This is a genomic window from Pseudomonas sp. yb_9 (assembly GCF_043103635.1).
Lineage (GTDB): Bacteria > Pseudomonadota > Gammaproteobacteria > Pseudomonadales > Pseudomonadaceae > Aquipseudomonas > Aquipseudomonas monteilii.
Genome location: NZ_JBICKA010000035.1, coordinates 16852 through 28271 on the forward strand (window position 1 = coordinate 16852; position 11420 = coordinate 28271).

11 protein-coding genes and 1 riboswitch are annotated in these 11420 nt (G+C 62.4%); of the genes, 6 read left to right on the forward strand and 5 right to left on the reverse strand.

The window, feature by feature from the left end:
• Nucleotides 1-109 precede the first annotated feature (109 nt).
• A complete protein-coding gene (locus ACF8MI_RS09080; RefSeq protein WP_060501016.1) occupies nt 110-496 on the reverse strand; it encodes an MAPEG family protein in 387 nt (128 codons plus the stop codon).
• A 27-nt stretch (nt 497-523) separates the two neighbouring features.
• Nucleotides 524-1357: an EamA family transporter gene (locus ACF8MI_RS09085; RefSeq protein ID WP_016712395.1), complete on the reverse strand. Its 834-nt coding sequence runs from the start codon at nt 1355-1357 to the stop codon at nt 524-526.
• Between the two features lie 188 nt (nt 1358-1545).
• Here ACF8MI_RS09085 and ACF8MI_RS09090 point away from each other — a divergent pair, with 188 nt between their 5' ends.
• Nucleotides 1546-2784: a sodium:proton antiporter gene (locus ACF8MI_RS09090; protein WP_060501018.1), complete on the forward strand. Its 1239-nt coding sequence runs from the start codon at nt 1546-1548 to the stop codon at nt 2782-2784.
• A gap of 73 nt (nt 2785-2857) precedes the next feature.
• Here the strand turns inward: ACF8MI_RS09090 and ACF8MI_RS09095 are convergent, their stop codons facing one another.
• Nucleotides 2858-3259 (reverse strand): acyl-CoA thioesterase, encoded by a 402-nt coding sequence (locus ACF8MI_RS09095; protein WP_016712397.1) that lies wholly within the window; start codon nt 3257-3259, stop codon nt 2858-2860.
• Between the two features lie 178 nt (nt 3260-3437).
• Nucleotides 3438-3534, forward strand: a riboswitch (S-adenosyl-L-homocysteine riboswitch).
• A 20-nt stretch (nt 3535-3554) separates the two neighbouring features.
• Between ACF8MI_RS09095 and ahcY the strand changes: the two genes are divergently transcribed.
• The 5 genes from ahcY (at nt 3555) to ACF8MI_RS09120 (ending at nt 10052) form a co-directional block, all read left to right on the forward strand.
• The gene (gene ahcY / locus ACF8MI_RS09100; protein WP_200928854.1) at nt 3555-4964 is read left to right on the forward strand and encodes an adenosylhomocysteinase; all 1410 of its coding nucleotides are present in this window, start codon (nt 3555-3557) and stop codon (nt 4962-4964) included.
• Nucleotides 4965-5072: 108 nt separating this feature from the next.
• Entirely contained in the window at nt 5073-5918 is an 846-nt protein-coding gene (metF, locus tag ACF8MI_RS09105) for a methylenetetrahydrofolate reductase [NAD(P)H] (RefSeq protein ID WP_060501022.1), read from the forward strand.
• Between the two features lie 93 nt (nt 5919-6011).
• Nucleotides 6012-7085, forward strand: a complete 1074-nt coding sequence (locus tag ACF8MI_RS09110; RefSeq protein WP_104833837.1) for a hypothetical protein — start codon at nt 6012-6014, stop codon at nt 7083-7085.
• Nucleotides 7086-7152: 67 nt separating this feature from the next.
• Nucleotides 7153-7941, forward strand: coding sequence for an ABC transporter substrate-binding protein (locus ACF8MI_RS09115; protein WP_060501026.1), 789 nt, complete (start codon nt 7153-7155; stop codon nt 7939-7941).
• 218 nt (nt 7942-8159) lie between these two features.
• Nucleotides 8160-10052, forward strand: coding sequence for a DEAD/DEAH box helicase (locus tag ACF8MI_RS09120; RefSeq protein WP_060501028.1), 1893 nt, complete (start codon nt 8160-8162; stop codon nt 10050-10052).
• Between the two features lie 51 nt (nt 10053-10103).
• Here ACF8MI_RS09120 and ACF8MI_RS09125 read toward each other — a convergent pair whose 3' ends face one another.
• Together ACF8MI_RS09125 and ACF8MI_RS09130 are read right to left on the reverse strand one after the other, a co-directional pair.
• The gene (locus ACF8MI_RS09125; RefSeq protein WP_060501030.1) at nt 10104-10682 is read right to left on the reverse strand and encodes a YceI family protein; all 579 of its coding nucleotides are present in this window, start codon (nt 10680-10682) and stop codon (nt 10104-10106) included.
• A gap of 32 nt (nt 10683-10714) precedes the next feature.
• A complete protein-coding gene (locus ACF8MI_RS09130; RefSeq protein ID WP_019096619.1) occupies nt 10715-11266 on the reverse strand; it encodes a cytochrome b in 552 nt (183 codons plus the stop codon).
• Nucleotides 11267-11420 lie beyond the last annotated feature (154 nt).

An 11420-nucleotide genomic window follows, 5' to 3' on the forward strand; every position in this document is an offset into this window, starting at 1 on the left:
GGCGCTGGGTTCTTCGCGGGCTCGCCCGCTCCCACAGGTACACCAAAGTATTCAAGGGCTGTGTTGTACATGTGGGAGCGGGCAAGCCCGCGAAGAAGGCAACCCGGTCTCAGATGGAAACCACAAAGAACGCCACAATCAGCGCCAACCCGGCAAACCACACCAGCGACCTTAAGGCAGCCCAATCCGCCAGATAGCAGATGATGTAAAGCAGGCGGCTGGTGATATACATCACTCCCAGCACATCCTGCGTCACCTGCTCGGCATTGCCGACGATATCCGCCACCAGGACCGCTGCGGCAAACGCCGGAAACGCCTCGTAGCCATTCTGCTGCGCAGCATGGGCACGCCGTGGCAAGCCCGACAAGGTATCGAGGAAGGCGCGCGGGTCATGGTTGTCCTTGAGACCAAAGCGGCCACTGCTCACCTTGGCGATCAAGGCACACAGCGGATTCAACAGCAGCGCGATCAAAATGCACCAGAGGGCAACGGTCATGCTCAGGACTCCTTGTTCGAAAATGGGTTAGAGCTTCATCACCAGCATGCCTGCCAGGACCAGCCCGCAAGCTAGGAGTCTTGGCCCGCCAAAAGGTTCTTTGAGGTAGCGCATGCCCAGCAGCACCACCAGGATCACGCTTAACTCCCGCAACGCAGCTGCCTCGGCCACCGACCCCAGATGCATGGCCCAGAGCACCAGGGCGTAGCTGAACAATACACAAAAGCCCACCGCCAGCCCCAGGCGCCATTGTGTTCGCCAGAACAGCATGAACGGTGCGCGCCGAGCCACGCTGGCCAGCAGCGGAAATTGCCAGGCGCTGAGCAGGGTCAACCACACCAGGTAGTCCCAAGGCTTGCCCCATAAGCGCACGGCCTGGCCATCGAACCAGGTATAGCAGCCGATGCACAGGCCAATCAGGGCAACCACCGGCAGCATCGACCAAGGCAGCCGGTCGCCGCCACCGCCCTGCCACAACAGGCAGGCCATGCCACACGGGATCAACAGGATGCCGATGATTTGCTGCTGGCTCAGCGATTCCCCGGCGAAGGCCAGGGTCAGCCCCAGCACCACCAATGGTGACAACCCGCGCATCAGAGGATAGACCAGCCCCAGGTCGCCCACGCGATACGCCTGGATCAGCAAGTAGCGGTACAACTGCTCGGCGAGTGCCGAAGCGATCAACCAAGGCCAGATTTCAGCAGGCGGCACATCGACGAACGCCACGGCCAGCACCGCGAAAGCGAGTGCAACCGTGTCCATGCTGGCGATTACCAGCAGGCGCTCGCCGCTGAATTTGATCAGGGTGTTCCAGGTCGCATGCAGCAGGGCGGCGACCAGCACCAGGGATGTTGCCAACACGCCTTCTTATCCTTGCAGGGTTGTAAGGCGTCGAATATAGGGCATTCCGGGGGCCGCTGCGCCCCCGGCATGGGAACGATTTCAGGGAATCCGGTCAAACCCTGTGTCCCGAACCCCGCGCCAGGTCATCAAAGAACTGCCCGAGCTATTCGGGTAACGACTTGGAAGCCACTGTTACAGGATTCGGGATGCTTGAATTAGTTGCCGCGTTTATCTGCCTCACCACCCTTCTTACCTACGTCAATTACCGCTTCATCGGCCTGCCCCCCGCCATCGGCGTGATGGTCACGGCATTGCTGTTCTCCCTGATGCTGCAGGGCCTGAGCCTGATCGGCTTCCCTGGCCTGGAAGAACGCGTCGAAGGCTTGATGAACCAGATCGATTTCAACGACCTGCTGATGCACTGGATGCTGGCCTTCCTGCTGTTTGCCGGCGCACTGCACGTCAACCTCAGCGACCTGCGCAGTTACCGTTGGCCCATTGGCCTGCTGGCGACATTGGGCGTGCTGATCGCCACCGTGGTTATCGGCTACTTGTCGCACTGGGTATTCGCCCTGTTCGGCTGGCAGGTGCCGTTGATTTACTGCCTGCTGTTCGGTGCGCTGATTTCGCCCACCGACCCGATTGCCGTGCTGGGCGCGCTGCGCACCGCCAACGCCTCCAAACCGCTGAAAACCACTATCGTTGGCGAGTCGCTGTTCAACGATGGCACGGCGGTAGTGGTGTTCACCGTGCTGCTGGGCATCATCCAGCTGGGTGAAACACCGAGCATGACCGACACCGCCATCCTGTTCGCCCGGGAGGCCATCGGCGGCGTGGTGTTTGGCGGGCTGATCGGCTACGCCACCTACCGCATGATCAAAAGTGTCGAGCAGTACCAGGTCGAGGTCATGCTGACCCTGGCACTGGTCATTGGTGGCTCGGCCATGTGCTACGAGCTGCACGTCTCGGCGCCGATCGCCATGGTGGTGGCCGGCCTGATCATCGGTAACCTGGGCCGCAACCTGGCGATGAATGACATGACCCGTCGCTACATGGACGGTTTCTGGGAGTTGATCGATGACATGCTCAACGCCTTGTTGTTCGCGTTGATCGGCCTGGAGTTGTTGCTGCTGCCGTTCAACTGGATGCACCTGGCGGCCGGCGGCGTGCTGGCGCTGGCGGTGCTGCTGTCGCGGTTGCTGACCGTGGCCCCGGCCATTGTGCTGCTGCGGCGCTGGCGCCCGGTGCCGAAAGGCACGGTGCGGGTGCTGACCTGGGGTGGCTTGCGGGGTGGGGTGTCGGTGGCCCTGGCGCTGTCATTGCCGCTGGGCGAGGAGCGTGACCTGCTGCTGTCGATCACCTACATCGTGGTGCTGTCGTCGATTCTGGTGCAGGGGTTGAGCATCGGGCGGGTGGTGCGCAAGGTCAGCGCCCAGCCTCAGTAGCTACAAGCTACAAGCGAACCGCGTGCGGTCTGCTTTTTCTTGTAGCTTGCAGCTTAAGGCTTGCGGCGTCTATTTACTCCACCGCAGAATCCGGGAACTGGTCCTGGATGTACTTGATCTCGGTGCGCCCATGCGGCGCCGGCAGGCCGTCTTCACCCAGGTTGACGAAGACCATCTTGTCGACCGTGAGGATGGCCTTGCGGCTGATCTTGTTGCGCACTTCGCACTTGAGGGTGATCGAGGTGCGACCAAACTCGGTGGCGGTGATGCCCAGCTCGATGATGTCGCCCTGGCGCGAAGCGCTGACGAAGTTGATTTCCGAAATGTACTTGGTCACCACGCGCTGGTTGCCCAGCTGGACGATGGCGTAGATCGCCGCCTCTTCATCGATCCAGCGCAACAGGCTGCCACCGAACAGGGTGCCATTGGGGTTGAGGTCTTCGGGTTTAACCCACTTGCGGGTGTGAAAGTTCATCTGTACTCCTGACCTGCTTGGCTAACGTAGAGCAATGATGGCAGAGCGGCCGCCATCGCTCCATTGAACATCGACTATCGTCGCGATTAATCGACAGAAAACCTTGGGCAAGCGGGCGGGGGCGGCTATAATCTGCGCCGCTTCACATGGTTGCCCACAGCGGTGCCATGCCCGCCACCTGTCCGAGGGGCGCTGCAGCAGGCTAGGCCTGTCAGGCTCGGATGGGGCGTTGCTCGCGCTTGCGGGCGCTTAACGCACAACGGCGCCCATTCGCACACTACGAATGGAGGCTCTCATGAGCGCTGCAAACATGCCTGCTGGTTTTACCGATTACAAAGTCGCCGACATCTCCCTGGCCGCCTGGGGCCGTCGCGAAACCATCATTGCCGAATCGGAAATGCCTGCGCTGATGGGCCTGCGTCGCAAGTACCTGGCCGAGCAGCCGCTCAAGGGTGCGAAGATCCTGGGCTGCATCCACATGACCATCCAGACCGCCGTGCTGATCGAAACCCTGGTAGCCCTGGGTGCCGAAGTGCGCTGGTCGTCCTGCAACATCTTCTCCACTCAAGACCAGGCCGCCGCATCCATCGCCGCCGCCGGTATTCCGGTATTCGCCTGGAAAGGTGAAACCGAAGAAGAGTACGAGTGGTGCCTGGAGCAGACCATCCTGAAAGATGGCCAGCCTTGGGACGCCAACATGGTCCTCGACGACGGCGGCGACCTGACCGAGCTGCTGCACAAGAAGTACCCACAGGTACTGGACCGCGTGCACGGTGTGACCGAAGAGACCACCACCGGCGTACACCGCCTGCTGGACATGCTGGCCAAGGGCGAGCTGAAAGTGCCGGCCATCAACGTCAACGACTCGGTCACCAAGAGCAAGAACGACAACAAGTACGGCTGCCGTCACAGCCTGAGCGACGCCATCAAGCGCGGCACCGACCACCTGCTGTCGGGCAAGCAAGCCCTGGTGATCGGCTACGGTGACGTGGGCAAGGGCTCGGCCCAATCCCTGCGTCAGGAAGGCATGATCGTCAAGGTCACCGAAGTTGACCCGATCTGCGCCATGCAGGCCTGCATGGACGGCTTCGAGCTGGTCTCGCCGTTCATCGACGGTATCAACAATGGCACCGAAGCCAGCATCGACAAGGCCCTGCTGGGCAAGATCGACCTGATCGTGACCACCACCGGTAACGTCAACGTCTGCGACGCCAACATGCTCAAGGCCCTGAAGAAGCGTGCCGTGGTCTGCAACATCGGCCACTTCGACAACGAGATCGACACTGCCTTCATGCGCAAGAACTGGGCCTGGGAAGAGGTCAAGCCGCAGGTGCACAAGATTCACCGTACCGGCGCTGGCAGCTTCGACCCACAGAACGACGACTACCTGATCCTGCTGGCCGAAGGCCGCCTGGTCAACCTGGGTAACGCCACTGGCCACCCAAGCCGCATCATGGACGGTTCGTTCGCCAACCAGGTACTGGCCCAGATCTTCCTGTTCAAGCAGAAGTTCGCCGACCTGTCGGCCGAGAAGAAGGCCGAGCGCCTGACCGTAGAAGTGCTGCCGAAGAAACTCGACGAAGAAGTGGCCCTGGAAATGGTTCGCGGCTTCGGCGGTGTGGTCACCAAGCTGACTCAGCAACAAGCCGACTACATCGGTGTGACCGTCGAAGGCCCGTTCAAGCCGCACGCCTACCGCTACTAAGCGTTCGTAGGCAACGCTTCGCAACGATGCCCAAGCCAGGCCGGCCCACACCGCCCTGGCTTTTACTTGCAGCCTGCCGCGTGAAGCAGGCTGCTTGAGGAACGAGTGATGTCACAAGAACGCCGCTACAGTTTCGAGTTCTTCCCAACCAAGACCGACGCCGGTCACGAAAAGCTGATGGGCGTTGCCCGCCAGCTGGCCACCTACAACCCGGACTTCTTCTCCTGCACCTACGGTGCCGGCGGCTCCACCCGCGACCGCACGCTGAACACCGTGCTGCAGCTGGAAAGCGAAGTGAAGGTACCTGCCGCGCCGCACCTGTCGTGCGTGGGCGACTCCAAGGATGACCTGCGCGCCCTGCTGGCCGAGTACAAGGCCGCCGGCATCAAACGCATCGTCGCCCTGCGTGGCGACCTGCCGTCGGGCATGGGCATGGCCAGTGGCGAACTGCGCTACGCCAGCGACCTGGTCGAGTTCATCCGCCAGGAAACCGCCGATCACTTCCACCTGGAAGTGGCCGCCTACCCTGAGATGCACCCACAGGCGCGCAACTTCGAGGCCGACCTGGCCAACTTCGTGCACAAGGTCAAGGCCGGTGCCGACAGCGCCATTACCCAGTACTTCTTCAACGCCGACAGCTACTTCTACTTCGTCGAGCGTGCACAGAAGCTGGGCGTGGACATCCCGGTGGTGCCTGGCATCATGCCAATCACCAACTACAGCAAGCTGGCCCGCTTCTCCGACGCCTGTGGCGCCGAGATCCCGCGCTGGATCCGCAAGCAGCTGGAAGCCTATGCCGACGACACCGCCAGCATCCAGGCCTTCGGCGAAGAAGTGATCACCCGCATGTGCGAACAGCTGCTGCAAGGCGGCGCACCGGGTCTGCACTTCTACACCTTGAACCAGGCCGAACCGAGCCTGGCGATCTGGAACAACCTCAAGCTGCCGCGCTGAAATCTTTTGGCAAAGTCTGCTTAAGAAATGATTAAGGCTTTGGTCATAGACTAAAGCCTTATTCATTTTCGGGTTACACAGGTCTTGCCTGCCATGCAGCATCCCCAGCCACCGCGTCCACAGCTTGTCTACCTGGCTTTTGGCCCGGCAACCTATCACCAGGAAGCCTGCTTCAGCATCGTCAGCGCCATTGCCCACCTGGGTGCGGCACGTGAAGCCATGGACATCCAGGTGTACACCGACAACCCGCAGCCCTATGCCGAACTGCCTGTCAGCATCCAACTGCTGGACGAAGCCACGCGCCAGGCATGGAACGACCCCCACGGTTATCACTTTCGCAGCAAGCACGTGCTGTTGCGCCAGGTGCTGCAGCAACACCCGCTGGCGGTGCTGATCGACACCGACACCTTTTTCCGGGCCTCGCCACTGCAGCTGTTCGCCCGCGTGGCACCGGGCAAGCTGCTGTGCAATGCCATCGGCCCGCGCTACGGCGCGAACCAGAAGTGCCTGCTGTACAAGAACCTGCTGACCATTTTGCAAGGCCGGGGCCTGGCCGACTGCCAGATGCCACTGATCAACTCCGGCGTGATCGGCCTTACGGCCGAGGACGCCAGCACACTCGACAGTTCCATCGCCATGATGGACGAGTTCTACCCGCTGGCGCGCGAGGCCTACACGCTAGAAGAGTTCTGCCTGGCGGTGGCGGCATACCGTAGGATGGCGGTGGCCGAGTGCACCGATGTCATCCACCACTACTGGAGCCGCAAGGCGCAATTCCGTGCCAAGATCCAGGCCTGGCTGCGCAAGCACGGCCACGACCCGCTGAGCCAGGCGGCGCTGGCTGACGTCAAGCTGGTCAACGACCAGCTACCCCGGCCACCCGCGCTGCACCGCCTGGGCTACAAGGCGTTGAGCATGACCCTGCCCAGGCACGAGCGCCAGTTCGCCCGCGAGTTGCTCTATGGCTGCTACCCCTACCCCAATGAGTTCGACCGTGCTTGCGCGCCGGCCTGGTGGGACAAGGCCCTGGAAAACCTCAACGCCCGCTACGGCCGGCTGCAGCCCGAGCAACTGCGCCAGTGCTTGCGCCACCCGGGGCTGCGGCTGTCGCTGGGTGAGCGGCGCAAGGAAATCGAGACACATTTGCTGAGGTCCTCCCACATTTGAGTGGGCCGGCACAGGAGAACGCCAGCCCCCTCTGGCCTAGAACAGGCCGAGCGCGTAATCTCCGGCCATGCCTCTCGTCGCCCGCCTGTTCTGCACCCTGCTGCTCGCCTGCCTGAGCCCGTCGGCCTTGGGCGAGCGTCTGCGCCTGGTGTCCGATGACTGGGCACCCTACATCTACCAGCAGAATGGCCAACCCCACGGCATCGACTACGAAGTCACCACCGAGGTGTTCAAACGCCTCGGCGTCCAGGTGGAATGGCAGTTCCTTCCATGGAAGCGCTGCCTGGCAATGATCGAGCAAGGCCTGGCTGACGGGATTATGGACATCTTCCAGACCGAAGCCCGGCGCCCCTACCTGGTCTATGCCCCCGAGCCCTTGTCGCAAGTCGAATTCGTGTTGTTCCAGGCGCGCGCACGCCGCCACCCTGTGACCGGCCCAGACGACCTCGCAGGCCTCACCATCGGCACCTCGCCCGGCTATGCCTACGGCGCCGCGTTCAACGAGGCTACAGATTTCCGTCGGGAAGCCGCCCCCACCCAGGAAGCCAACTTCGGCAAGCTGCTGCTGGGCCGTATCGACCTGGCAATCACCGATCGCACGGTTGGTCATTACCTGCTCCGGCAACTGGGCCTGGAACAGCAAGTCGAGGCGCTGCCGCTGGTGATCAACCGCCAGGCCCAGTACCTGGGGCTGGTACGCAAACCCGGGCGTGAGGCATTGGCCCAGGCCTTTGCCGAAGCACTGCAGCGCTTCAAACAGGAACCGGCCTTCGCCGCCATCAACCAGCGCTACACCGGCGACATCGGAAACATTCTCAACGCCGTTGAGCAGCAGGAAAGCAGCACAGCGCGTTAGCTCTGTTATACTCGGGCCTTCCCGCCCGGCTCACGCCCGGACGCTCGGCCTCGCAACAGGCATCCCGATCGGCACCGACGCCCCTTCGCGTCCACCCTCCGTTTCCCGGATGTGCAGTGAAAGCCCAGCTGGACCGGACGCGATCGCATCCCGCCGATGCCCGTCGCGCCAGGCAGAACATCCCAACGGGCCCAGCCCACACGAGAACAGGATCGCCCATGTCCTTTGCTTCCCTCGGTCTCTCCGAGGCTCTTGTCCGCGCTATCGAGGCTGCGGGCTATACCCAGCCGACCCCCGTGCAACAGCGGGCCATTCCCGCCGTGTTGCAAGGCCGTGACCTGATGGTTGCCGCACAGACAGGTACTGGTAAAACCGGCGGTTTCGCCCTGCCGATTCTCGAGCGCCTGTTCCCGGCCGGCCACCCCGACAAGTCGCAACGTCACGGCCCGCGCCAGCCACGCGTGCTGGTCCTGACCCCGACCCGCGAACTGGCAGCCCAGGTGCACGACAGCTTCAAGGTGTATGCCCGCGACCTGCCACTGGTCAGCGCCTGCATCTTCGGCGGCGTTGGCATGAACCCGCAGATCCAGGCCATCGCCAAAGGCGTTGACGTGCTGGTTGCCTGCCCGGGCCGCCTGCTCGACCTGGCCGGCCAAGGCAAGGTCGACCTGGCCCACGTGGAAATCCTGGTGCTCGACGAAGCCGACCGCATGCTCGACATGGGCTTCATCCACGACGTCAAGAAAGTACTGGCCCGCCTGCCGGCCAAGCGCCAGAACCTGCTGTTCTCGGCCACCTTCTCCAAGGACATCACCGACCTCGCCGACAAGCTTCTGCATAACCCGGAGCGTATCGAGGTCACCCCGCCGAACACCACGGTCGAGCGTATCGAGCAACGCGTCTACCGCCTGCCTGCCAGCCACAAGCGCGCGCTGCTGGCACACCTGATTACCCTGGGTGCCTGGGAACAGGTGCTGGTGTTCACCCGTACCAAGCACGGCGCCAACCGCCTGGCCGAGTACCTGGAAAAGCACGGCCTGACCGCCGCTGCGATCCACGGCAACAAGAGCCAGAACGCCCGCACCAAGGCGCTGGCCGACTTCAAGGCCAACAGCGTGCGCGTGCTGGTCGCCACCGACATCGCCGCTCGCGGTCTGGACATCGACCAACTGCCTCATGTGGTCAACTTCGAGCTGCCCAATGTCGAGGAAGATTACGTTCACCGCATTGGCCGTACCGGCCGTGCCGGTCGTTCGGGCGAGGCAATTTCCATGGTCGCGCCAGATGAAGAGAAGCTGCTCAAGAGCATCGAACGGGTGACCAAGCAGCGCATCCCGGATGGCGACCTGATGGGCTTTGACGCCAGCCAGGTAGAAGCCGAAAAGCCTGAAGTGCGCGAGCGCCCGCAAAACAACGGACGCGGTGGTCGTAACCAGCAGGCCCGTGGCGAAGGCGGCAAAGACGCCAACGGCGGCCGCAAGGACAAAGGCAAGGATAAAGGCAAGGCCAAGCAGCAGGCTGCGGACAAGCCGGCTGACAAGGAAAAGAGCGGCGACAAGCAACAGCAGCCGCGCAAGCCGCGTGACAAGAAGCCGCGCCAGCAGCAACAGCAGCAGGCCAGCAACAGCAGCGTGCCGAAAGCGCCAGCCGACCGTGACCCAGAAGAGTTCCTGGACGACGATATCGACAACTTCGGTAACCGCGCTGACTACGTCAGCCCCTACCAGGGCAAGAACCAGGGCCGCAACCGCCGCCCAGGTGGTGCCGGTCAGGGCCAGGGCAATGGCCAGCGCAGCAATGCCGGTGGCCAGGGCCAGGCCCGCAGTGGTGGCCAACAGCGCAGTGGCGGCGGCGGCGAAAAACGCCCACCTCGCGCCAACAACGGTGGCGGTGCCCGTCGCGATGGCGGCGGCGCAGGCCGTGGCCGCCCTGCCCGTGACGATGCCGCCCGGCAAGAGCCGGCCGTGCGCAACCCGCGCCAGCCGGAAAAACAGCCGGTGATCATCCGCAAGGAATCCAAGCTCGACCGTTACCCAACGCCTGAGCAGCTGGATGACCTGCCAAGCCGCCCGCGCGGTGAACGCCCAGCCTTGTTGACCCGAAAAGGCTAAGAAACGAAAACGCCGCCCAACGGGCGGCGTTTTTTATTGCCGAAGCATCACTTACTTCTGCTTCACGCCTTCAACACTGATGTCCAGGTCCAGGGTCTGCGAAGTCGGGCCTGGGCCCTTGATGCCGAAGTCGTTCAGGTTCAGCGTGGTGGTGGCGTTAAAGCCAGCACGCTCGCCGCCCCATGGGTCCTTGCCTTCGCCATTGAAGGTAGCCTTGAAGGTGACCGGCTTGGTCACGCCGTGCATGGTCAGGTCGCCAGTCACGTCAGCCGTCTTGTCGCCAGTCGACTTGACGCTGGTGGAGACGAACTTGGCTTCCGGGTACTTCTTCACGTCGAGGAAATCGGCACTGGCGATGTGCTTGTCACGCTCGGCGTGGTTCGACCACAGGCTGGCGGTTTTCAGGTCGACGTTGATCTTGCTGGCTTCAGGCTTGGCGCTGTCCCAAGTGAAGTTACCGTCGAAGTCCTTGAAGGTACCGTGGATGAAGCTGTAGCCCAGGTGGCTGATTTTCCAGTCAACGAACGCGTGCTGGCCTTCCTTGTCGATCTTGTACTCGGCGGCCATGGCCTGGCCAGCGGAGAGCAGTGCGGTACCGAGCGCCAGAGCGGCAAAAGTCTTTTTCAACATCCTGTTCCTTCCTATGCAATTGAGGTTGAGGGTCAAGCTTTGCGGCCCAGCATGCGGGTCAGGGTCGCATCACGGTCGATGAAATGGTGCTTGAGCGCTGCCAAGGCATGCAGCACGGCAAAAATGACCAGGCCCCAGGCCAGCCACAGGTGAATCACACCCGCCACGTCTGCCTGATCGGGCAAGTCGCTGATCAATGCCGGCACTTCGAACAGGCCGAACACCGGAATGCCGACCCCGTCGGCGGTGGAAATCAGATAACCGGCCGCCATCACCGCAAACAGCCCAAGGTACAGGGCCAGGTGCCCCAGCTTGGCCGCCAGGCGGGTGAAGGCGCCATGGTTGGCCGGCGCCGGAGGTGGCGGGCTGACGAAGCGCCAGACTACGCGCAGCAACATCACCGCCAACAGCACCAGGCCGATGCTCTTGTGCAGGTCCGGGCCGGCTTTGCGCCAAGGGCTGTAATAGTCGAGGCCGACCATCCACAAGCCCAGGCCAAACAGGCCGAAGACTGCCAGCGCCACACCCCAGTGCAAGATGATGCTGACCACGCCGTAGCGAGAAGATGAATTGCGCAGTTGCATGTTGGCGTGTTTCCCCGTGAAAGCTGTACACAGACTAACGCGAAATGTATCGAAGAAAAGCGGAAAAAATTGCTTCGGATTATCGAGAAATCCGATAGTTATTCTGTAACCTTCCCATTAAGGAAACATTAACGATAGCCGGAGAGTTCAGGGT